The organism is Trebonia kvetii (assembly GCF_007827045.1).
Lineage (GTDB): Bacteria > Actinomycetota > Actinomycetes > Streptosporangiales > Streptosporangiaceae > Trebonia > Trebonia kvetii.
The window spans coordinates 199,532-222,752 of the sequence record NZ_RPFW01000008.1; the positions used below are offsets into that span (position 1 = coordinate 199,532).

A 23,221-nucleotide genomic window follows, 5' to 3' on the forward strand; every position below is an offset into this window, starting at 1 on the left:
GCGTGGCGCCCGATACGATGGCGATTTCTGCCATCGGGCGCCACGCTCACGAGACGCGTACCGCGAGTATCGTGACGTCGTCCTTGAACTCGCCCGAAGAGAACGTGGTGACGAGTTCCTGGACGGCGTGCACGATGTCCGCGGCGGAACGTCCGGCGAACGCCGCGAGCGCGTCTGACAGCCGGTCCTCGAAGAAAGTCAGGTCGGCGCTCCTGGCCTCGGTCACCCCGTCGGTGTAGAAGAACAGCACGTCGCCTTGGCGCAGCTCCACGTCGAGCCGGCCGGGCAAAGAGTCGGGGAAGAGGCCGAGCGGCATCCCGTCTGCCTCCAGGATCTCCACCCGCCCGTCGGCGCGGACCACCGCGGGCCCTGGGTGGCCGCAGCCGGCGATCTGCGCCTGGAACCGCCGCCCCCGCTGCCGCAGGAAGGCGAGTGAGGCGGTCACGAAGCGGTCCTGGTAGTCCTCGTCGACAAGCACCTGGTTCGCGGCGGCGAGCACCTCGCCGGGGTCCGCGTGCACGGTGGCGAGCGCGCGGATCGCGTGCCGCGCCGCGGCGGTCATCGCGGCGGCCTCCTGGCCCTTGCCGCACACGTCGCCCACCGCGATGGCCCAGCCGTCGCGGGCCTTGAACACGTCGTAGAAGTCGCCGCTGATCTCCTGGAACTGCGTGGCGCCGACGTAGGCGGCCGCGAACTCAAGACCGGGCGCGCGGGGCAGCCCGGCGGGAATCAGGCTCGCCTGCAGCGCCTCTGCGACCTGCGACCGCTGCCGGAACACCCGGTCGACCCTGATCGCGATCGCGAGGTGCCTGCCGAGCTCCTCGGCGAGGCCGAGGTCGGCGACGCCGAACGGCCCCTGTGCGGCCTGCCTGGCCAGGGTCAGCGTGCCGTACCCCGTCGACCCGTCGAAGATCGGCACGCTGATCACCGAGGTCGCGCCCAGCATCATCAGCAGCGGCGTCCCGTCCGGACCGCGGCCGAGTCCGCCCGGATCGTCCACATGCGCGAGGAGCACCGACTTGACCGCCGCGTGCACCTGGGCGGGCATCGACTCCGGGTCAGGGTCGATGCCGCGCGCCAGCCGCGCGAGCTGGTCCCAGTGCCCGCCGCGCGGGCCCGCGACGAACTGGCGCAGCAGCCTGCCGCCGCGCTCGACGTCGATGATCACCCAGTCGGCGAGCTCGCTGGCGAGCAGCCTGCCGCTCCGCTGCAGGGTCACCGCCTCGCTGAACGTGCTGTTGTCGAGCAGCACCCTGGTCACCGCGGTCACCATGTCAAGCCGCTTGATCACGGCGGCGATGGCGTCGTCCGCGGCGGTCTTGGCGGTGTCAGTCGTGGCGGTGTCGGCCTTGGCGGTGTCAGTCGTGGCGGTGTCGGCCTTCGCGGGGGCGCGCTTCTTCGCCGTGCTCGGGCTTCCGGCCTTGCCCGTCCCCTCGTCCACTGCCGCCGCGCGGTGAGCCACCGCGCCGGCCATGCCGGGCCGCGCAGGGCCGGGCTGGGCGGTGATGATGAGCACCGGCGGGTCACCGGGCAGGTCGGCCGCGGCCGCCCCGAGCGTGAGGTCGACGGGGCCGTCGGCGGTGAGCAGGCGGCAGCCCACCGTCCGCGGCTTGCCAGTGCGCAGTACCGCGGCGAGCTGCGTCTGCAGCGCCGCGCGGAACGGCAGGTCGACGAACGCGGTCAGCGCCTTGCCGGTCGCGTAGCCGGGCGGGACACCGAGCAACGCTGCCGCGCCGTTGTTCGCCCGCCTGATCGTCCCGTCCTGCTCGAGCAGGAACAGCGGGGCGGGAGCCTGCTGGAAGACCGCGTGCAGCAGCCGCCGCTCCGCGCGGACCGACTCCGGGAGGCTGTCGCCCGCCTGCTCGTCCTGGCGCGGACCGTCGGGGGCCGCGGCGCCGATAGCGTCGATCGCGGCGTCGAGTTCGGTGAGCGCCGCCTCGATCAGCGTGCCGAGGTCTGCGCCTGGCAGTCCGGCCGCCTGGCGGAGCGCGTCACGGCGCGACGCGATGCTCTCCGCCGACTCTTCCGGCCATCCGCCCTGCGGCATCTCCCCGCCATCCTGCGTAATTGCTCTCGGTCAAGGGAACCCTATGCCAACGAGAACGCGCATGCGACGCCAAGCAAACGTCCCGCGGATTGGTCTATGGCCCGCTGCGTGCCTGTTTCGCCTGGCCTTCGCCGGGTAGCCGACCTCATTCAGACACACGAGCGGGTGGACGGCTACGGCTACACCAAGGTACTGCTGCAACCCGCTGCCTGATAGGGCCGCAAGACACCGGCGGACGCGTGCATTGGGGGCGCGCGCGTCCGCCGGGCTACTCGGCACCGGCACGCCGGGAACGCGCCGTTCACCGGACGGCAAGCGAGAGCTCCCTGTGCGCCGGTGGCGGGAGGAAGTCGCGGCGCCTACCACGCCGGTGAGTTCATGACCCTGGTGGGGTGGCGGTCGCGGTCACCGGCTGACGCCGCGGCCGGAGCGCCGGCGCCTGGCGGTAAGCACGAGGCCCAAGCCTCCCAGCGCCATCGCCCCGCCGGCGACGGCCATCGGCAGGTTGCACGCAACGCCAAGGCTGCCGCCGGTGTCCGGCGCGCCGGACGGCGCGGCGCTGCCCTGCGGCTGGCCGCCGGGCCCGGCGGTCGAGGTGGCGGAGGCGCTCGACGTCGCGCCCTGCGAGGGCGTGGGCCCCGGGCTGCCCCCGGTCACCGCGATCGAGAGTCCGACCGGCGGGGGAGTGGAGTTGATCGTGCAGCTGAGCGTGAGCGGCACGGCCAGTTCAGCGAGGTGCATGGTCAGCGTGAACTTCGCCGGCACTTCGAGGTGATCGGTTCCGGCCTTGCTGAGCTTCAGCGTGCCGGAAAGCTTCAGCTCCTGGGCGCTCAGGTCGATCGGTTGGTTCAGCGAGATCTTCCCCGGCTGCGCGCCGGTCACCGGCAGGCTGCCACCGTAGTCGACGCTGGTCGTGCCGGGAAGCCAGAACGCCGAGCCGAACGTCGGAGTGGTGTAGGTGACTGTTCCGTCTTGCCGACCGTCCGCTTCCCCGAGGCCGTGATGGTGGCCGGTCAGCTCCTGGTCAGCCAGCGTTCCATGCAGGTGAGCAGCTCGTCGGTGTCGACCGGCTTGGTGACGTAGTCGTTGGCGCCGGCGGCCAGGCTCTTCTCCCGGTCGCCAGGCATGGCGCGCGCCGTGACGGCGATGATGGGCAGCCGCCCGAGCTTGGGTATCTGCCTGATCGCGGTCATCGTGGCGTAGCCGTCCATCCCCGGCATCATCACGTCCATCAAGATGAGGTCGGTATCCGGCGCGGCGTGCAGCGCCTCGATGCCCTGGCTGCCGTCCTTCGCCTGCGTCACCCGCAGTCCGTGCAGTTCGAGGGTGCTGGTGATCGCGAAGACGTTCCGGGCGTCGTCGTCGATCACGAGCACGTGCTTGCCGCGCAGCTGCGGATGGTCGGTCAGCGTGGTCAGCGCCGACGGTGTGGCCGCGCTCGCACCCGCCGACGGCCCTGTGGCACGCTGCGCGGCCTCGCCGGCCAGCGGCGGCACCAGTCCCGGCTGGGCGGCCGACAGGTGCAGGGTGATCCGCTCCCGCAGCTCATCGAGCGAACCGAACAGCTCGAGCTGGGGATAGTCGAAACGCAGCGCCGCGACGCGGCTCCGCGAGCCGGCGGCCGCCTGGGCGGGCGCGTGCGCCAGGACCGGGATCTCGCGCAGGTCCGGCTTCTCCTGCGCCCGGTCGAGGAACTCCACGGCGGCCGGCATGGCCAGGTCCACGACAACGCAGCGGAAGTCGTCCGCGACCAGCAGCTCCACCGCCTGGCCGGGGCTGGTGGCGGTGCCCACCCGCGCCCCGCCGGCCTCTGGCAGGTCGGAGACGGCGCTGTGCGCGAGCAACGTCAGCAGCCCGCCGCTCGTCGGCTCGAACACCAGGACCTTCCTGTCCTCGGTGTCCCCGTCCTGGTGCTGGAACCAGGATGAGGCGGGCCGTCGCAGGCCGGCGGCGGATTCGGCCGTCCTCGCGCCGGTCCTCGCGTCCGCTGTCGCGGGCGTCTCGTCGCCCGCTGGCCCCGGCTCCGCCGCGACGGGCCTGCCCTCGGGAGCGGGATCGGCAGTCACTCGGCCAGGCCAGGCGGTCAGCGCGTCGAGGCCGGCCGGCTCATCGAGGCCGGCCGCCGGGCTGGAGCCGGCGAACGCGGCGTCCAGCGCGGTGGCGGGCACGGGGATCTCCGGCAGCAGCGCGGGCACGGTAAGCGTGAACGTGCTGCCGCGGCCGAGGTCGCTGGTGGCGCTGATCGCGCCGCCGAGCAGCGCGCTGACCTCGTTGGCGATGGACAGGCCGAGGCCGGTGCCGCCGTACCGGCGACTCAGGGTGCCGTCGCCCTGCTGGAACGCGCCGAAGATCACCGCGAGGTTCTCCGGCGCGATGCCGATCCCGGTGTCGGTGACCGAGAACGCCACCATGGAAAGTTCAGGCTCGGCGTCAGGCCCGTCGCTGCCGGTGCCCGCGGGCGCCGTGGCGGTGACCCGCAGCGTGACGCGGCCGCGGGCGGTGAACTTGACCCCGTTGGAGAGCAGGTTCCCGAGCACCTGGCGCAGCCGCTGCCTGTCTGTCTCCAGTTCCGCCGGGGCGGACGCGTCGACGGAGACCTCGAAGTCGAGCCCCTTCTCCGCCGTCAGCGGCCGGAACGTGGCCTGGACGTCCTCGATGAGCGTGGCGAGCGTGAACCGTTCCGCGCGCACGTCCATCCGGCCCGCCTCCACCTTGGACAGGTCGAGGATGTCGTTGATGAGCTGTAGCAGGTCAGAGCCGGCCGAGTGGATGACGTTCGCGTACTCGACCTGCTTGACGGTGAGGTTCCCGCCCGGGTTCTGCGCGAGCAGCCGCGCCAGGATCAGCAGGCTGTTCAGCGGCGTGCGCAGCTCGTGCGACATGTTGGCGAGGAACTGCGACTTGTACTGCGAGGCGAGAGCGAGCTGCCTGGCCCGTTCCTCGATCTCCTCCCTGGCCTGCTCGATCTCGGAGTTCTTCGTCTCGATGTCCTGCTTCTGCGCGGCGAGCAGCGCGGCCTTGTCCTCCAGGTCCGCGTTGGACCGCTGCAGCTCTTCCGAGCGCGCCTGGAGTTCGGACGAGCGCGTCTGCAGCTCCGCGGTCAGCCGCTGCGACTCCTCGAGCAGCAGGTCGGTCCGCGAGTTGGCGATGATGGCGTTGACGCTGATGCCGAGCGTCTCCGCGAGCTGCTCGAGGAACGCGAGCTGTATCGGGGTGAACCTGCTGAACGAGGCAAGCTCGACCACGCCGAGCACCTGGTCCTCGAACAGGATGGGCATTACCGCGAGGCTGGCGGGCGACGCCTCGCCGAGCCCCGAGGAGATCTTGATGTAGCCGGGCGGTATGTCGTCGACCACGATCGGCCGCCTGCTCTTGGCCACCTGCCCGATCAGCGACTGGCCGATCCGGTACTGGATCGGCGCGTCCTTGTCGGCCCGCAGGCCGTACCCGGCGATCAGCCGCAGCCGCCGGTCGCCCGCCCAGTCCTCGGTGAGGAAGAACGTCCCGTGCTGCGCGCCGAGCAGCGGCGCGAGCTCCTCCATGATCAGCTCGGCGACCACCTCGAGGTCCCGGTGCCCCTGGAGCATCGAGCCGATACTCGCCAGGTTGGTCTTGAGCCAGTCCTGGTCCTGCGATGCCTGCACGGTGTCGCGCAGCGACCGCACCATGGCGTTGATGCTGTCCTTCAGCTCGGCGACCTCGCCCGCGGCCTCGACAGAGATCGTCTGCGTCAGGTCGCCCGCCGCGACCGAGCTCGTCACCTCGGAGATCGCGCGAATCTGCCTGGTCAGCGTCCCGGCGAGCTCGTTGACGTTCTCGGTGAGCCGCTTCCAGGTGCCCGACACGCCCTCGACCTCGGCCTGGCCGCCGAGGCGGCCCTCCCTGCCGACCTCGCGGGCGACCCGGGTGACCTCGGCGGCGAACGAGGACAGCTGGTCGACCATCGTGTTGATGGTGGTCTTCAGCTCGAGGATCTCGCCGCGGGCGTCGACGTCGATCTTCTTGGTCAGGTCCCCCTGCGCGACGGCCGTGGTGACCTGAGCGATGTTCCGCACCTGGCCGGTCAGATTGTTGGCCATGGAGTTGACGTTGTCGGTCAGGTCCTTCCAGGTGCCAGACACCCCGTGCACGGTCGCCTGGCCGCCGAGGTTGCCCTGGGTGCCGACCTCGCGGGCCACCCGCGTCACCTCATCGGCGAACGCGGAAAGCTGGTCGACCATCGTGTTCAGCGTCGTCTTCAGCTCGAGGATCTCGCCGCCCGCGGTCACCTCGATCTTCCGCGTCAGGTCGCCCTTGGCGACCGCGGTGGCCACCTCGGCGATGTTCCGCACCTGCGAGGTCAGGTTCCCCGCCATCGCGTTGACCGACTCGGTGAGGTCCTTCCAGGTGCCGGACACGCCCGGCACGTTTGCCTGGCCGCCGAGCTTCCCCTCGGTGCCGACCTCGCGCGCGACTCGGGTCACCTCGGAGGTGAACTGGTCGAGCTGGTCGACCATGCGGTTGAACACGGCCGCGATCTCGTCGACAAGCGGGTCGCCGGTGGGTGCGAGACGGGTGCTGAAGTCGCCGCCGCGCACCGCCATCAGCCCCGCGAGCAGCTGCTCAAGCGCTGTCCTATCGAGACGTGGTCGCTCGTGGTCAACGTCTGTCATGAGTAGCTCCAGACCCAGCGGGCGATGGGGGACAGGATTCGGCTGACCGTTCTACGATAGCCGTCGGCCGATGGCCAATTGCCCCAAGATTGCGGATATAACCGCGCGCTGCCTGCCTGTTTAGCGCAGATCCGGCCAGTGACCTGGACCGTCGCTGCCGCCCGTGACCGCACACAAGTCCTTGCCGCGGCCGTCCGCAACCGACCCTAACCGGACGGCCAGTCCCCGTGCCCGCGAGCAGCTCGGGCGCCCCTCGCGCAATACCGCCGTACGCTGCGGCGGAACCCCTCGCTGTATAGGGTGATAGCTGGTGCCGGGCGGTGTACGGTTTGCCGCATCGTGGCGTTACCGGCGGGAGGCAGTTCGTGGGCGAAGCGTTCGGGACGGGCGGTGAGAACCTGCCGAGGCTCGCCGCGATCGTCGAACGCCAGCGGCGCGAGCTCGCCGCGCTCCGTGCCGAAGGGAGCGTCGCCGACGTCGTGGCGATGGCCAGGGGCGCGCTCATGGAGCGGTACCAGTGGACGGTGGGCCAGGCGGCGCGGCAGCTCGCCGATATGGCCGCCGCGGCGGGGCTGCCCGAGCCGGAGATGGCGGCCGCGGTCCTCAGCCAGGAGCCGCCGCCTCGCCTCGACATGCCAAGCGAGGACGACGCGGGTGAGGAACACGGCCAGGGCGGGCGAGAGCTTGCCGATCCGACGCCGGGGGAGTGGCTGGCGGCCGGAATGGCACTCGGCCCGGCCGACGACGTGGTGGCCATCGCCGCCGCCGAGCGCGCGAGGGATGGCGCGGAGCTTGTCGGGGTGCTCGCGGCGCAGCTGCGGGCGCGGTTCGGCGCGTCGGCCGTCGCCGTGTGGCTGCTCGACGCCGACGGCGCGCTCGAACTGCTCGGCCAGGACGGGCTCGGCGGCACCGAATCGAGCCGCTGGCGGCGGCTGCCGCCCCAGTTCGACTGCCTCGAGCAGCGGGTGATCGCCAGCGGGGCGGACCAGTGGCTGCCGGCCGGCCTCGCGGCGGGCGACCCGCTGCCGGCGGCCGCGCCGTGGGGCAGAGGCGCGGCCCGCGCCACGCTCGCGCTCCCCGACCGCTCCGGCATGCTGCTCGGCGTGGTGGAGGCGTGGTGGCCGACGCCGCGGTTGGCGTTCGACGTCAGCATCAGGACCGGGGCCGCGTCGGTGCTCGCCGGCTTCGCTGATGTGCTCGCGCTGCGGCTGGCTTACGGCCCGGTGGGCTCCACCGCGCCGTCGCCCGCGGTGTTCCTCGGCCTTGACCAGATTTCCGAGTCGGCGCTCGTCGTCAGGCCGCTGCGCGACTCAAGCGGTACGGTGACCGACTTCCGCGTGGTGCACATCAGCCCTGGCTACGTGGATCCGGCGGGCCGCACGGCGGCCGCCCTCGCCGGCCTGACCCTGCTTGAGGCATACCCGGCGTCGGTGGCGGGCGACGGCCTGTTCGCGATGGCCGAGCGCGTGCTGCGCAGCGGACGCGCAGAGCACGTATCAGGAGTGGTCGCCGCCGCGCTCACCGGCGACAGCGACGCCGTCCACGTCGCGGGGCTGCACGCGGTGCCGTTCTTCGCGGGGGTCCTGCTCGCCTGGCGCGCGGCGGGTGAGGCGGAACGCCACGCCGGCCTGCTCGGACAGGCGCAGCGCCTGGCCCGCATCGGCGGCTGGGAGGAGGACCTCGCGACGGGAGCGGTCCGCTGGACGCAGTCCACCTACGCCCTGTTCGGGCTCGATCCCGAGCACGCGGTGCCGATTCCGACCGCCAGCCTGCACAGTTTCGTGATCGCCGCGGACCGTGCGCCTGTTCGCAGGTTCCGCCAGATGCTGCTTGACCGGCGCGAACCCGCCGTCGCGGTGTTCCGCATCGTCCGCCCTGGCGATGAGGCCGTCAGGCAGATCCGCATCTTCGCCGAGCCGTTGCTCGCCGGTGACGACGTGGTGGGGCTGCGCGGCGCGTTCCAGGACGTCTCCGAGCACTACCACACCCAGGTGGCGCTCGCCGCGACCCAGGATCAGCTCGCCGACAGCGAGCAGCGCGCCGAACAGGAACAGCAGCTCGCACTCCGACTGCAGCGTGCGATCATGCCGGAGGACGATTCCCCGGTGGAGACCGCGGGCGTGGACGTCGCGGTGCGCTACCGGCCGGCCGAGCAGGGGCGACTCGTCGCGGGAGACTGGTACGACGCGCTATTGCTTCCCGGCGGCCATCCCCCCGGCGGACGGGCCCCCGCAACCTCCGAGGGGTCGCGCGATGGACGCGGCGGAGAGGCGCAGGCGCACGGGGCAGGCCCGGAACTGCTGCTCGTGGTCGGCGACATCACCGGGCACGGCATCGACGCGGTCACCGGCATGATCGCCGCGCGCAACGCGCTGCGTGGCCTGGCGGCGACCGGCGCGGGCCCCGCCGAACTGCTCAGGCACCTCAACTACGCGGCCTGTCACCTCACCGAGGGCATCGCGGGGACCGTGATCTGCGGTCGCTACGATCCCGAGACGCGGGTGCTGCGCTGGGCCAGGGCGGGCCACCTGCCGCCGGTCCTGGTCAGGGACGGCGCGGCCGAGATGCTTCCGCTGCCTGGGGGCGTCCTGCTCGGCCTCGACCCGGACGCCGAATACGAAGAGGCCACCCTTGACATGTACAGCGGCGACGCCCTTCTCCTGTTCACCGACGGCCTGATCGAGCGCCGCGCCGACTCAATCAGCGACGCCCTGCGCGAATTCACCGCCGCCGCCGTCCCCGCGGGCCCCGACGCCTCCTCCCACGCCGACCGGGTCCTGCGCGGTGCGATCTCCGACACCGGCGACGACGCCTGCCTGGTAGCCATCCGCATCCTCTAATCCACCCGCCCCCATCCCGCCCTCCGCGCCCCACCCCATCCCGCCCTCCGCGCTCCGCGCCTGGCGCCCCCGCACCCTTCACGCGCGACCTCGGCCCGTCGCCACGCACCACCTCGGCCCGTCGCCACGCGCTGCGATAACAGCAAGAAGCCTTCCTGGTCCGACTGCTCGGTGCCTCTGCGACCCGCCGCCCCGCCCGCCAGCACACGGGTACCCGCGTCCAGCGCCCATTGCTGATAACAGCTAGAAGCCGTCAAGCGGGCACAATCCCGGCGAGAAACCATCGCCGATCATGGAAATTGGTTCTCCTGATGGAAACAAAACCCCCGATTCGGGGGAAAAGTTTCCATCGTAATCCGAATTTCCATAATCATGTTCGAGTAACCGAGGCCGACGTGACCGCCGGGATCCGTGTGGTGATCGGGACGCCTACCGCTGCCAGGCGGCCAGCTCCGCTGCCTGGTCGAGCAGCCAGCAGGCCGCAGGTCCCTCCTCGCGCGGTCGCGCGGCGGGCTCGGCGGCGATTCCGCGACGGAACCAGTCAAGGGTCTCGGCCAGGCCTTCATCGAGCGGCACCCGGGGCTCGAAACCGAGCGTCAGCTGCGCGAACGTGACGTCGGGCTTCCTGGTCGCCGGCTCGTCTGGCGGCAGCGGAACGGAACGGATGTCCGACGACGACCCGGTGAGCGCGATGATCCTGCTGGCGATCTCGCCGAGGGTGATGTCGCGCGGACTGCCGATATTGAGGGGTCCGCCGATGTCGCTGTCGGCGAGCAGCAGCAGGCCGCGCACCGTGTCGTCGGCGTGGCAGAGCGAGGTGACCAGATCGGCGCCGCCGATCAGGGTGACCGGTTCGCCGCGCAGCGCCTGGGACGCGAGGGTGACGAGCATCCGTCCATCGTCCGGCCGCATACCGGAACCGTAGCTGTTGAAGACCCGCGCGATCGCTGTGCTCGCGACGCCCTCGCGCTGGTATGCCGAGGTGAGCGTCTCCGCGTACCTGGTGGCCTCGTCGAACGCGTTGCGCGGCCCGGCAGCGTCGAGCGGGCCGGGAGAGTCGCCCGGCGACGCGCTGACCCACGGGTCGCCATGCGTCTCCGTCGCCGAGGCCAGCACGAACCGCGCACCCTTGCGCGCGGCGAGGACGAGCGCGTTGCGGGTGCCCACGCTGCCGCGGTCGAGTGCCTCGAGCGGGTAGCGCGGGTAATCGGCGGCCGCCGCGGGTGAGCGTAGATGAACCACGAGGTCCACCTCGCCTGGCACGTCGAATGGCTCGGTCACGGCGGTGAGCCGGAACTCGAGCCTGGGGCCGCCGCGCGGTACCGCGATTCCGGTCGGGCCTTCGGTCACCAGGCCGGCCATGCAGACGACATCGGTCTCCCGCTCGAGCAGGTGCTGGCAGAGCCGCCGACTCAGGAAGCCCGTGCCGCCAGTGACCACTGCTCGCCGGAACCTGCCGCTCATCTGTGCTCCTCCTCGTCTGCCCCGCCGCCTCGGTCCCGCCGGCTCGGTCCCGCCGGCTCCGCCCTGCGGTCTCTTCCCTGCCGGTTCTGCCCAGCGGTCTCTGCCCGCGACAGCTCTGCCCGCGACAGCGACTCCGCGTCACAGGCCGAAGCGGAAGCACCGAGCATAAGGGGAACCAGAGGGATGACCCCGCACTCGATGCTCGCCCCCGCGCGACGCTGCCCGCCAGCCCCGCGCTGGCGTGGGATGGCAGCGTCGTCCGCCGGGCTCTGTGATCACGGGGGCGCGGCTACCCGAGGAAAATCCCCCCAAACAGGAATTTCCCGGCAGAAGTTGATTCCCGTAGCGTCAGGCCAGCAGGTGACGCGCGAAGAACCGCTCGGAGTCCTCGATCTCGAACTCGGGCGTGGCCCCGTGACCGCCGGGGTTGACGTGCAGCGTCTTCTCCGCCGAGCCGATGGCGTCGAACAACGCGAGACCGTAATCCCGCGGCACGATCACGTCGTCCCACTGCAGCAGGACCTGGACGGGGACCGTGATCCGCGCGGCGTGGGCGGCCAGTGTCTCGTGGCCCATCAGGCCGAGGACGGCCGCCCCGATCCGCGGCTCGGCCGCGACGAGCGGCACCCCGATCGAGCTGCCGAGCGACACGCCGAAGTAGCCGAGCGGGCCCGAGCCGATCCAGTCAAGCGCGGTGAGTGCGTCGATGGTGGCCTGCCACTCGGGAACCGCGAGGTCCGCGATGACCGCACCGCGGCGCGCGTATACGTCAAGCAGCGGTTTGCCCGCCGCCGTCAACTCCTCGATCTCGGCGTTGAACGGTTCGTACGAGACGGGGACCTGTCTGCCGCCCCATCCGGGCGCGTCGATGGCGGCCACCGCGACGCCAAGACGGGTCACGTAACGGCGGGCGCGGGCGGTGACCGCCGGTGCCGTCTTGTGCGCGCCGCCCCCGTGGCCTATCAGCACCAGCGGCCGCGGCCCGGCCGCCCCGGCCGCCGCCCACACCACCCCGGGCACGTCCCCGACGGTAAACAGCCGCTCCGTCACGCCCTCGGAGGTCGTCTCCTCGCCGAACCGCATCGCCGTGCCTGACCGCATTGCCGCCGCCTCCCGGGGTCGTCCGTCCGTCGCTCCCAACCTCCCCCACTCCTGTTCCTGCCGCAACCGCCCAATCCGCGCCGCTGCCGCTAGCCGCATCCTCGGAACCGCCGATCCGCGTCCCCGCCACGACCGCAACCGCCGCACCAACCGCCGCACCCGTATCCATCAGTCGAATCGGTTCGAATTTACACGCTACGCCTATTGACGCCCCCGAACGTGGCGGAGTACCTTCTGGCCATGCGCCTCTCCGACCTCCGGGAGTGGCAACTCATTCCGATGTCGAACCGCTTCGACATGCAAACAACGGAACGACGACCAGGGGAAGGACCAGCCGCTGATGTCCGCAGCCAACTCCCTCGGCGACCGCGAGGTCTGGTTCCTGACCGGGAGCCAGCATCTGTACGGCGAGGAGACGCTCCGTCTGGTGGCGGCTCAGTCCAGCCAGATCGCCGCCACCCTGCATGCCGCGCACGACGTCCCGGTGCGGGTCGTGCACAAGCCGGTGCTCACCGACCCGGAGTCGATCCGCCGGGTGATGCTCGAGGCCAGCGCCGACGACACGGTGATCGGCCTGATCGCGTGGATGCACACGTTCAGCCCGGCCAAGATGTGGATCGCCGGCCTGAACGCGCTCGGCAAGCCGCTGCTGCACCTGCACACGCAGGCCAACGTGGAGCTGCCGTGGGCGGACATTGACTTCGCCTTCATGAACCTGAACCAGGCGGCGCACGGCGACCGGGAATTCGGCTACATCCTGGCCAGGCTCGGGGTGCGGCACAAGACCGTCGTGGGCCACGTGTCGGACCCGCGTGTCACCAGTGCGGTCGGCACCTGGGCCAGGGCGGCGGCCGGCTGGGCCGCGACCCGGTCGTTGAAGCTGGCCAGGTTCGGCGACAACATGCGCTACGTCGCGGTGACCGAAGGCGACAAGACCGAGGCGGAAGCCGTCTTCGGCGTCCAGGTCAACAGCTGGAGCGTCAACGACCTGGTGGCGGCCGTCGATAATGCCAGCGATGCCGACGTGGACGCGCTCGTCGCGGAGTACGAGGACGCCTACGATGTCGCCGGGGAGTTGCGCGGGGACGGTGCACGGCACAAGTCGCTCAGAGAGGGCGCGGCGATCGAGCTGGGCCTGCGCTCGTTCCTTGAGCGGGGCGGGTTTGGCGCGTTCACCACCAGCTTCGAGGACCTGGGCGGGTTGCGCCAGTTGCCGGGGCTCGCGGTGCAGCGGCTGATGGCCGATGGCTACGGGTTCGGCGCCGAGGGCGACTGGAAGACCGCCATCCTGGTCCGTGCCGCCAAGGTGATGGGCGCGGGGCTGCCGGGCGGCGCGTCGCTGATGGAGGACTACACCTACGACCTGACGCCGGGGCAGGAGCGGATACTCGGCGCGCACATGCTCGAGGTTTGCCCCACCCTCACGACCGCGCGGCCGCGCCTTGAGGTTCACCCGCTGGGCATCGGCGGCCGCGACGACCCGGTGCGCCTTGTCTTCACCGCCGACCCGGGCCCCGGAGTCGTCGCAGCCCTGTCCGACGTAAGAGACAGGTTCCGCATCGTCGCCAACACGGTCCAGGTCGTGGAACCGACGGCGCCGTTGCCGAACCTGCCGGTAGGGCGCGCGGTATGGAAACCCGCACCCGACTTCCGCACCTCCGCCGCCGCCTGGCTGACCGCCGGCGCCGCCCACCACACCGTGATGTCCACCGCTATCGGCATCGAGGCATTCGAAGACTACGCGCGCATGGCAGGCACCGAACTGCTCATCATCGACGACACGACAACCCTGCGCGACGTGGAGCAACGGATCACATCCAACGCCGCCTACTACCGCCTCGCCCGCGGCATCTAACCCCGCGGCATCTAACAGAGCATCCCAACAGCGCACCCGACAAGTACTCAACGAGTAGTAAAGCAATCGAATCGGTTGTACTGCGCACAAGTGCGCCATGGCATCAACCGGCCCAAGCAGCACCCTCATCAACAGGCGAAGAACAAGAGAACCCCTTGCCAGAGGCCATTTCGCGGCGCACGGCAGGCAGCGAAACGGGGTTCTTGTGCGGGTGACCGCAGCCTATTACCATGGTCGAAACGGTTCGAAAGGGACAGGATTCCAGTGGCGACGATCGAGGACGTGGCGCGTCGCGCGGGCGTTGCGCGCAGCACGGTCTCCTATGCGCTCTCCGGTAAGCGAAGCATCTCACGGGAAACCCGCGAGCGGATCGAAGCCGCCATCACGGAGCTGGGATTCACGCCGAACGCGGGGGCGCGAGCCCTCGCCACCTCGCAGACGATGGTCATCGGGCTGTTCGTGCAGTTCTTCGAGGACGAGTTCTCGCCCGCGATGCTGCAGTACGTGCTGCCGATCTCGGACGCCGCCCGTGAGGCCGGTTACGACATCCTCATGGTGACCGAGTCGGACGGCGCGCACGCGGTCCAGCGCATCTCCAGTTCGGGGATGGTGGACGGCGTGATGCTGCTCAACGTCGCCTACGAGGACACCCGGCTGCCTGTCATGCACAAGATGCGCCAGCCGGGCGCCATGGTCGGCCTGCCGCGCGACCCGGACGGGTTCGACGTGTTCGACCTCGACTTCCCCGAGTCGGGCCGGATCCTCGTCGACCACCTGGCCGAGCGCGGTCACCGGGAGATCATCCTGATCACGCCGCGCGGCGACGTCTACGAACGCGGCGGCGCCTACGCGTGGCGGTTCAGGGACGCCGCGCTCGAGCGGGCGGCGAGCTACGGCATCCGGGTCAAGTCCTACTTCGGCGAGACCACCCAGCCCGCCATCAACCAGCAGCTCAACGAGATTCTCGACGCGAGGCAGGAGACCGCGATGATCGTGCACAACGATGCCGTGATCGCCGCACTGCCGTCCGTCTTGTACTCGCGGGGCATCAGGGTCCCCGACGACCTGTCGGTCGTCGGCGTTTTCTCAGAAGATTTCGGGAGGCTGTTCTCGCTGCCGTACACGGCGGTCGAAACGTCACCGAACAAGCTGGGCCGCCTCGCGGTCCAGGCCCTCGTGCAGCGGATGCTCAGCCCGGAGATCGCCACCGCGACAAGGGTGGAGCTCGTGCCGCCGCACATCACCGACCGGGGTAGCACCCGCTAACCAGCACCGCACGGCGAACAATCCGGAGGCCGGACGTCTCCTCGACTGTCGAACCGGTTCGACAACCCAGAGAGACGCCGCACACCGGTATGCGAACCAGGCGAAAAACTCAATAAGCCACTAATAACATCAGCACCACCAATAACGGCAGCACCACAAATCAGCACGACAAGCACGACAAGCACGACAAGCACCTGGAACCCCAAGACCCCCCGGCTTCCGCTGGCACCGGAAGCTGGTCATTCAGAGAGGAATGACCGTGCAGGCATCTCGCAAGGCGCGGGCCGTCGGCGCTGCGCTGCTCACCCTTGGCACCGTGGCAGCACTCGCCGCATGCTCGAGCGGTTCAAACAGTAGCAACACAGGCACACCGGCAGGCACCAGCACAGGCAGCGGCAGCACAAGCAGCGGCGGCACCTACAACTTCTGGGACCCGTACCCGCAGTACAACGCCACCTCCGACTGGACGAAGCTCATCGAGTCCTGCGGCACGCAAAACGGCGTCACGATCAAGCGCACCGGCTACGACACCACCGCGCTGACCACTCAGGCGCTGCTCGCCGCCCAGCAGGGCAACGCCCCGGACATCCTGCTGGTCGACAACCCGGTCGTCTCCACCCTCGCCAAGGCAGGCGCGCTGACCACGACCGCGCAGAACGGCCTCTCCACCGGCGAGATCGCGCAGAACATCGAGGGCGCGGGCGTCATCAACGGCAGCACCTACGGCGTGCCGATCGGCGCGAACACCCTGGCGCTTTACTACAACCCCAAGGTCCTCAGCGCGGCCGGCGTCGACCCTAGTTCCATCACCAGCTGGTCCACCCTCACCGCCGCGCTCGCCAAGGTCAAGGCGATCGGCAAGACCGGCATCACCTTCTCCGGCATCAACACCGAGGAGGGCAGCTTCCAGTTCCTGCCCTGGTTCTGGGGCTCGGGCGCGAACCTGACCAACATCGACTCCCCGCAGGCGGTCGCCGCGCTGACGCTGTGGACCACCTGGCTGAAGGACGGCTACGCGCCCAACTCCGTCATCCAGGACACCCAGACCACCGCCTGGCAGGAGTTCCAGACCGGCAACGTCGCGTTCGCCGAGAACGGCACCTGGCAGAAGGCGACCGCGGCCACGATGGGCGCCAAGGTCATCCAGATCCCGGCGGAGAACGGCGGCTCGGCCCCGGTGCCGACCGGCGGCGAGTTCTTCACCATCCCGGTGCAGAAGGACACGTCGAGGTACGCCACCTCGGCCAAGATCGTCCAGTGCCTGTCCTCCACAAGCAACATCGTCAAGACCGACAACACGCTGAACTACGTCGCGCCCACCAAGGCGGGCCAGCAGGCACAGGCGTCGGCCGACAGCAGCCTGAGCGACTGGATCTCCGCGGTCGGCGTGGCCAAGGCCCGCACCGGCGACAACCTGGGCACCAAGTACCCGCTCATCTCCCAGCAGCTGTGGACCGCCGTGCAGAAGGCGGAAAGCGGTGCCGCCACGCCGTCGGCCGCCCTCGCCGCCGCGCAGTCAGCGGCCACCGCGGCCATCAACAAGGGCTAACCGCCAACTACACCCGGACAGCAGTCACGTGAAAACCATGACAGGCTCCACGGAAAGCGAGGCCGGGGCGGTCAACGCCGCCCCGGCTCCGCGTCGGCAGGCCAAGAAGAACCAGGCCAGGAAGAACAAGGCACAGCGACGCAAGGCACAGCTCGCCGCCTGGGGCTTCATCGCCCCGGTGGTCATCTACCTGGCCGCCTGCTACGCCTATCCCCTCTACCGCAACATCGACCTGTCGGTCCACAGCTACACGGTCACGTCCTTCGTCACGGGCAACGCGCCGTTCGCGGGATTCTCCGAGTACACCGGGATCTTCAGGAACTCGACGTTCGCCCCCGCACTGGTCAACACCACGATCTTCGTCTTCGTCTCGATCGCGTTCCAGTTCGCGATCGGGCTGGCGCTCGCGGTGTTCTTCGCCAAGCGGTTCCGGCTGAACACGCTGCTGCGGGCGCTGTTCCTTGTCCCGTGGCTGCTGCCGCTACTGGTGTCCGCCTCCACCTGGTCGTGGATGCTCAACAGCGACTCCGGCATCGTCAACGCGTTCCTGAAGGCGGTCGGCGCCCAGCCGATCGACTGGCTCACCTCGCCGACCTGGTCGCTGATCGCGGTGCTCATCGCGAACATCTGGATCGGCATTCCGTTCAACCTCGTCATCATGTACAGCGGCCTGCAGTCCATACCCGACGACATCTTCGAGGCCGCCTCGATCGACGGGGCGGGCGGCTGGCAGCGCTTCTGGCGGATCACCTTCCCGCTGCTGCGTCCGGTGTCCGCGATCACGCTGCTGCTCGGCTTCGTCTACACGCTCAAGGTCTTCGACATCATCTGGATCATGACCAGGGGCGGCCCGGCCACCGCGTCGACGACCCTGGCGATCTGGTCGTATCAGCTGTCCTTCGGCTCGCTGCTGCCCGACTTCTCCTCGGCGGCGGCGGTCGGCAACGTGCTGATCGTCATCGCGTTCGTCTTCGCCCTCGTCTACATCCGCGCCCGCCACCGCCTGGAGACGACATGACAAGCGACGTCAGACACAACGCGAAGAAGCGCCGCTCCTGGTGGCTTACCGCGCTCGGCGCGGTGTTCACGGCGCTGATGCTGTTCCCCGTCTACTGGATGATCAATGTCTCGCTCACGCAGGCGAGCAACATGCGCAAGAGCCCGCCGAACCTGATCCCGGTCGACGGCACCCTCGACGGCTACACCGTCGTACTGCGCCAGCAGCTGCCGTACCTCGGCACCAGCCTGCTGATCGGCGTCGGCACCGTCGCGCTCACCCTGCTGCTCGCCGCCCCGGCCGGCTACTCGCTTGCCAAGCTGCGGCCGCGAGGTGGTGGCGTCCTCAGCTTCCTGCTGCTCATCGCCCAGATGATCCCGGCGATCGTGATGGCGTTCGGCTTCTACGCGATCTACATCAAGCTGGGCCTGCTCGGGAGCGTGTGGGGCCTGATTCTCGCCGACTCGACGATCGCGGTCCCGTTCGGCGTGCTCATCTTCACCGCCTTCATGAGCCGGATCCCCGACGAGCTGCTGCAGGCCGCCCGCATCGACGGCGCGGGCACGCTGCGCACCTTCGCCTCGATCGTGCTGCCGGTCAGCAGGAACGCGATCGTCACCGTCTCGCTGTTCGCGTTCCTGTGGGCCTGGTCGGACTTCCTGTTCGCCAACACGCTGGACAGCGGCGGCTCGCTGCAGCCGATCACGCTCGGCATCTACGCCTACATCGGCAACAACAACCAGCAGTGGAACGCGATCATGGCCACCGCCGTCGTCGCGTCCGTCCCGGCCGCCGTGCTGCTCGTCCTCGCGCAGCGTTACGTCGCCGCCGGGGTCACCGCCGGCGCGGTGAAGGACTAGAAAACGACATGGTCAGCTTCACAGACGACGACGGCGTACTCGAAATCCGCCACCGCCACGAGGTCATCCGCGTCCAGGCCTGGGGCGCCGACAGCGTCCGCGTCCGCGCCGCCCAGTACCGCATCCCAGGCGAAAGTCACGGCGCGCTCGCTGACGCACCCCCAGGCGGCCACGCATCCGTATCAGACAAGCCGAAAATCGAGATATCCGGAACGGTTGCGGCCTACACCACCGGCGACCTGCGCCTCGAAGTGTCGTTTGCGGCCCGCAACGGCTACCCGGAACCGCTCCTGTGCTTCCGCAGGCAAGACGGCACCGAACTTCTTTCCGAGAGCAGGCAGCACTTCTGGATGCCCGGCGCCCGCGCCTACGCGGGCAACCGCAGCGGCGCCTACGAGATCCACCAGCAGTTCGCCGCCTACGACGGCGAGCGCCTGTACGGGCTCGGCCAGCGCACCCACGGCCGGCTCAATCTCAAGGGCCTGGCGCTCGACCTGGTGCAGCGCAACGGCGAGGTGAGCATACCGTTCGTGCTGTCGGACCGCGGCTACGGCCTGCTGTGGAACTGCCCGGCGGTCGGCCGCGTCGAGTTCGCGGACAACGCCACCCGCTGGAGCGCGGGCCAGGCGCGGGAGATCGACTACTGGTTCACCGCCGCCCCGGCCCCCGCGCAGATCCTGGAACGGTACGCCGACGTCACCGGCCACGTCCCCGAGCTGCCCGGCTGGGCGAGCGGCTTCTGGCAGTCCAAGCTCCGCTACCGCACCCAGGACGAGCTGCTGGCGGTCGCCCGCGAGTACCACCGCCGCGGCCTGCCGCTGTCGGTGATCGTCGCCGACTTCTTTCACTGGTCCGCGATGGGCGACTACCGCTTCGACCCGGCCGAATGGCCCGACCCGGCCGCCATGGCCACCGAGCTGCGCGAGCTTGGCACCGAGCTGATGGTCTCGATCTGGCCCACCGTCTCGCCGCTGAGCGAGAACTACGCCGAGTTCTTCGACCAGGGCCTGCTCGTCGGCGCCGACCAGGGCGCGGAATTCCAGCAGACCATCCAGGACAAGGGCATGGCCGCCCCGATGCCCGTCGCGTTCTACGACCCGACCAACCCGCGGACAAGGGACCGGATCTGGGAGCTGATCGCGAGTAACTACCTGGCCGACGGCATCCGCGTCTACTGGCTCGACGCGAGCGAACCAGAGCTCAACCCGGCGCAGCCCGCCAACCTGGCCTTCCACGCCGGCCCAGGCGCCGAGGTGGCAGGCATCTACCCTCGGGACAACGCGAGGTTGTTCGCCGAGGGAATGGCCGCCGCCGGGCACGACCCGACGGTGCTGCTGTGCCGCTCCGCCTGGGCGGGCTCGCAGAAGTACGGCACGGCGGTCTGGTCCGGCGACGTCCCGGCCACCTGGGAGTCGCTGCGCCAGCAGGTCCGCGCCGGGCTGAACATCGCGATCAGCGGCATCCCGTGGTGGACCACCGACATCGGCGGCTTCCACGGCGGCGACCCGGCCGACCCTGCCTACCGGGAGCTGATCGTCCGCTGGTTCCAGTACGGCGCGTTCTGCCCGCTGTTCCGCCTGCACGGCGACCGGCTCCCCAGGGTGCCGACCGGGTACGCGATGACCGGCGGGCCCAACGAGGCCTGGTCATACGGCGACGCCGCTTACGAGCGGATCGCCGCGACCATGCGGTTGCGCGAACGGCTGCGCCCCTACGTCCACACGCAGATGCGCGCCGCGTCCGAGCGCGGTCTGCCGCCGATGCGGCCGCTGTTCGTCGACTTCCCGCACGACCCGCGGGCGTGGCAGGCCGAGGACCAGTTCCTGTTCGGCCCGGACCTGGTCATCGCCCCGGTGCTCGAGCCGGGAGCCACCGAACGCGAGGTCTACCTGCCCGCGGGCCGCTCCTGGACCGAGGCCGCGACCGGTGCGCTGCACCCGGGCGGCGCCACCGTCATGGTTCCGCTCACCCTCGACCGCATTCCCGTCTTCGTCGCGCAAGGAGCAGAGGTTCTCGATGTCGTCCGCTAAGCAGGGCGGTCCGGTGCGGCCGTCGACCTCGGTCTGGCGCCCGCTCGGGCCAGGCGAGATCACCATCACCGGCGGCATCTGGCAGCACAAGCAGCAGGTGAACGCGGACACGACTCTCGGCCACTGCCTGACTTGGATGGAACGCGTCGGCTGGATCGGCAACTTCGACCGCACCGCCCGGTACGTCACCGGGGCGGCTGCCCTGGCCGACGACGGCCTTGCCGGTGCCGTCGACGCTGGTGCGGTCGACGCGGAACACGCGGGCATCGAATTCGTCGACTCCGAGGTGTACAAGCTGCTCGAGGCGATGGCCTGGGAGCTTGGCCGCGAGCCGAATCCGCTGCTCGAGCGCCGCTACCAGGCGCTCGCACGGCGCGTCGCCGCCGCGCAGCAGCCCGACGGCTACCTGCACACCAGCTTCGGGCGGCCGGGGCAGCCTGCCCGCTACTCCAACCTGGAGACGGGGCACGAGCTGTACTGCTTCGGTCACCTCTTCCAGGCGGCGGTCGCCCGGCTGCGCACCGGCCACGACGACCTCATACCGCAGGTCGCGCGCCGCGTGGCCGACCACGTGTACGAGGAGTTCGGCCCGGACGGGCGGGTGGCTGTCTGCGGTCACCCGGAGATCGAGATGGCCCTGGTCGAGCTCGCGCGGGCGACCGGTGAAGACCGGTATCTGAAGCTCGCCACGCTCTTCATCGAGCGGCGTGGCGCGGGGACGCTCGGCCCGCACCCGTTCGGGCAGGGGTATTTCCAGGACGACAAGCCGGTGCGCGACGTGAGGACCCTGCGGGGGCACGCGGTGCGCGCGCTCTACCTCGCCTCCGGCGCGCTCGACGTGGCGACGGAGACCGGCGACACAGAGCTGGCCGCCGCGATCCGCGCGCAGTGGGCGAGCGCGGTGGCCCGCCGCACCTACATCACCGGCGGTATCGGGTCACATCACCTGGACGAGGCGTTCGGCGCCGACTTCGAGCTGCCGGCCGACCGCGCGTTCTCCGAGACCTGCGCGGGCATCGCGTCGGTCATGCTGAGCTGGCGGCTGCTGCTCGCCGCCGGCGAGGACAAGTACGCGGACCTGATCGAGCGCACCCTGCTCAACAACGTGCTGGCCTCGCCGCGGGCCGACGGGCGGGCCTTCTACTACGCGAACACGCTGCACCAGCGGACGCCTGGCGCCGTCGCGGGCGACGAGAGCCAGCTCAGTCACCGGGCGGAGGCGGGGCTGCGCGGGGCCTGGTTCGACGTCTCCTGCTGCCCGACGAACGTGGCGCGCACCCTGGCGAGCGTCGCCATGTACTTCGCCACCGCCAGCGACGACGGCATCCAGCTGCACCAGTACGGCGACTACCGGGTGTCCAGCGAGCTGGCCTGCGGGCCGGTCACGGTCCAGGTGTCGAGCGACTACCCCGCTCACGGCGAGATCGTGATCACCGTGGCCGAGACGCCGCCCGCGGAGCTGTCCATCCGGCTGCGGGTGCCCGGCTGGGCGGGCGGCGCCGCCGAGACGAGCGAAGAGCCGGCGGCGCGGACCGACGGGCACCTGGAGTTCCGCCGGGTCTTCCGCGCGGGGGAGTCGCTGCGCGTGGTCTTTCCTGTACGCGCCCGGGTCACCTACCCCGACGTGCGCATCGACGCGGTGCGCGGCACGTTCGCGGTGGAGCGCGGTCCGCTCGTGTTCGCGCTCGAATCCCCGGACCTGCCGCCCGAGTGGACCGTCAATGAGCTGGCCGCCGACCCGGACAGCCTTGCCTCCGACGAGGCAGGCGTCACGATCGACGTGTACCGGCACGGCCAGGACGGCCAGGCGTGGCCGTATTACGCCCGGCCGCAATGCTCTGCCGGACAGCACGGGGACGGGGAACGCGCGCGCACCCGGCTGATCCCGTACCACCAGTGGGCCAACCGCGGCCCGGCGACGATGCGCACCTGGCTGCCGCTGGCCAGCAGCGCGACACCCTCTGGCTCGTCCCCGCATCCCTCCTCCGCGCGCCCCGCGGCGCCCCCTGTCCCGTCCCCGGCGAAAGGAGCCGAGGACTTAACAAGGAACACCCGCCCCTCGGTTCTCAGGAGACGTGTTGGAGCATCACCTGATCACCAGCCCCCTCTCTCGCCCCCGTCCTCGCTCCCTGACTCGCGCCGGCCGGATCACCGCCGCGGTGGCCCTGGCGACCGCCGCGGCCGGCGCGGCCGTCACCGCCGGGGCCGGCGCCGCGCCGGCCAATGCCGCGACCACCCTGGTGGTCGACGCCAACCAGTCGTTCCGCACCGTCACGCACGTCGCCTCCGGCGGCCTTTACGGGCTCGACACGGCGACAGTTCCGGCTGACAGCCTCGTCGAGCCGCTCCATCCGAACACGTTCGTGCAGATGGCTCCGGGCGGCAAGCAGCTGCCCAACGGCGAGTCAGCCCCGGGCGGCGACGCCCTCGTGGTCGCGCCCGAGGCGGCCAAGGCGGGCGCCAAGGTCGTGGTCCGCATGCCCGACTGGTACCCGAACTTCCCCTACCAGTGGGTGAGCTGGAGCAACTGGCTCAGCGCGGTCGACACCCAGGTCAAGGC

The 23,221-nt window shown here is 70.4% G+C and carries 13 protein-coding genes; 8 read left to right on the plus strand and 5 right to left on the minus strand.

What is annotated here, in order from left to right; genetic code table 11:
- Positions 1-46 precede the first annotated feature (46 nt).
- From EAS64_RS35660 to EAS64_RS35670, 3 genes are all read right to left on the minus strand, one after another.
- A complete protein-coding gene (locus EAS64_RS35660; protein ID WP_145860358.1) occupies positions 47-2,047 on the minus strand; it encodes a SpoIIE family protein phosphatase in 2,001 nt (666 codons plus the stop codon).
- Positions 2,048-2,452: 405 nt separating this feature from the next.
- Complete coding sequence (locus EAS64_RS35665) at positions 2,453-2,929, minus strand: hypothetical protein (RefSeq protein ID WP_145860360.1); 477 nt, start codon at positions 2,927-2,929, stop codon at positions 2,453-2,455.
- Between the two features lie 131 nt (positions 2,930-3,060).
- Positions 3,061-6,699, minus strand: coding sequence for a hybrid sensor histidine kinase/response regulator (locus EAS64_RS35670; RefSeq protein WP_145860362.1), 3,639 nt, complete (start codon positions 6,697-6,699; stop codon positions 3,061-3,063).
- 365 nt (positions 6,700-7,064) lie between these two features.
- Between EAS64_RS35670 and EAS64_RS35675 the strand changes: the two genes are divergently transcribed.
- Positions 7,065-9,539: a PP2C family protein-serine/threonine phosphatase gene (locus EAS64_RS35675; protein WP_145860363.1), complete on the plus strand. Its 2,475-nt coding sequence runs from the start codon at positions 7,065-7,067 to the stop codon at positions 9,537-9,539.
- Between the two features lie 429 nt (positions 9,540-9,968).
- Here the strand turns inward: EAS64_RS35675 and EAS64_RS35680 are convergent, their stop codons facing one another.
- Complete coding sequence (locus EAS64_RS35680; protein ID WP_145860366.1) at positions 9,969-11,003, minus strand: NAD-dependent epimerase/dehydratase family protein; 1,035 nt, start codon at positions 11,001-11,003, stop codon at positions 9,969-9,971.
- Positions 11,004-11,351: 348 nt separating this feature from the next.
- A complete protein-coding gene (locus EAS64_RS35685; RefSeq protein WP_246116023.1) occupies positions 11,352-12,104 on the minus strand; it encodes a dienelactone hydrolase family protein in 753 nt (250 codons plus the stop codon).
- Positions 12,105-12,444: 340 nt separating this feature from the next.
- On the opposite strand from EAS64_RS35685, the gene araA reads away from it, so the two are divergent.
- From araA to EAS64_RS35720, 7 genes are all read left to right on the plus strand, one after another.
- The gene (araA, locus tag EAS64_RS35690; protein WP_145860368.1) at positions 12,445-13,959 is read left to right on the plus strand and encodes an L-arabinose isomerase; all 1,515 of its coding nucleotides are present in this window, start codon (positions 12,445-12,447) and stop codon (positions 13,957-13,959) included.
- A gap of 264 nt (positions 13,960-14,223) precedes the next feature.
- Positions 14,224-15,225: a LacI family DNA-binding transcriptional regulator gene (locus tag EAS64_RS35695; protein ID WP_145860370.1), complete on the plus strand. Its 1,002-nt coding sequence runs from the start codon at positions 14,224-14,226 to the stop codon at positions 15,223-15,225.
- Positions 15,226-15,478: 253 nt separating this feature from the next.
- Positions 15,479-16,774: a sugar ABC transporter substrate-binding protein gene (locus EAS64_RS35700; protein ID WP_187366420.1), complete on the plus strand. Its 1,296-nt coding sequence runs from the start codon at positions 15,479-15,481 to the stop codon at positions 16,772-16,774.
- A 37-nt stretch (positions 16,775-16,811) separates the two neighbouring features.
- Entirely contained in the window at positions 16,812-17,792 is a 981-nt protein-coding gene (locus EAS64_RS35705; protein ID WP_145860372.1) for a carbohydrate ABC transporter permease, read from the plus strand.
- Positions 17,789-18,631 carry a carbohydrate ABC transporter permease gene (locus EAS64_RS35710; protein WP_145860373.1) on the plus strand — a complete coding sequence of 281 codons (843 nt, stop codon included), beginning with the start codon at positions 17,789-17,791 and terminating at the stop codon, positions 18,629-18,631. Before EAS64_RS35705 ends, EAS64_RS35710 begins: the two co-directional genes overlap by 4 nt.
- An 8-nt stretch (positions 18,632-18,639) precedes the next feature.
- Positions 18,640-20,661 (plus strand): glycoside hydrolase family 31 protein, encoded by a 2,022-nt coding sequence (locus tag EAS64_RS35715; protein WP_145860376.1) that lies wholly within the window; start codon positions 18,640-18,642, stop codon positions 20,659-20,661.
- On the plus strand, positions 20,648-22,990 hold the full coding sequence (locus tag EAS64_RS35720) for a glycoside hydrolase family 127 protein (RefSeq protein ID WP_222849853.1): 2,343 nt from the start codon (positions 20,648-20,650) through the stop codon (positions 22,988-22,990). Before EAS64_RS35715 ends, EAS64_RS35720 begins: the two co-directional genes overlap by 14 nt.
- Positions 22,991-23,221 lie beyond the last annotated feature (231 nt).

Excerpts from the sequence above, each read along its gene's own strand:
- EAS64_RS35685 (WP_246116023.1), bottom strand. The coding sequence starts at position 12,104 with ATGCGGTCAGGCACGGCGATGCGGTTCGGCGAGGAGACGACCTCCGAG.
- EAS64_RS35700 (WP_187366420.1), top strand. The coding sequence starts at position 15,479 with ATGACCGTGCAGGCATCTCGCAAGGCGCGGGCCGTCGGCGCTGCGCTG.
- EAS64_RS35720 (WP_222849853.1), top strand. The coding sequence starts at position 20,648 with ATGTCGTCCGCTAAGCAGGGCGGTCCGGTGCGGCCGTCGACCTCGGTC.
- araA (WP_145860368.1), top strand. The coding sequence starts at position 12,445 with ATGTCCGCAGCCAACTCCCTCGGCGACCGCGAGGTCTGGTTCCTGACC.
- EAS64_RS35710 (WP_145860373.1), top strand. The coding sequence starts at position 17,789 with ATGACAAGCGACGTCAGACACAACGCGAAGAAGCGCCGCTCCTGGTGG.
- EAS64_RS35715 (WP_145860376.1), top strand. The coding sequence starts at position 18,640 with ATGGTCAGCTTCACAGACGACGACGGCGTACTCGAAATCCGCCACCGC.
- EAS64_RS35705 (WP_145860372.1), top strand. The coding sequence starts at position 16,812 with ATGACAGGCTCCACGGAAAGCGAGGCCGGGGCGGTCAACGCCGCCCCG.
- EAS64_RS35660 (WP_145860358.1), bottom strand. The coding sequence starts at position 2,047 with ATGCCGCAGGGCGGATGGCCGGAAGAGTCGGCGGAGAGCATCGCGTCG.
- EAS64_RS35680 (WP_145860366.1), bottom strand. The coding sequence starts at position 11,003 with ATGAGCGGCAGGTTCCGGCGAGCAGTGGTCACTGGCGGCACGGGCTTC.
- EAS64_RS35670 (WP_145860362.1), bottom strand. The coding sequence starts at position 6,699 with ATGACAGACGTTGACCACGAGCGACCACGTCTCGATAGGACAGCGCTT.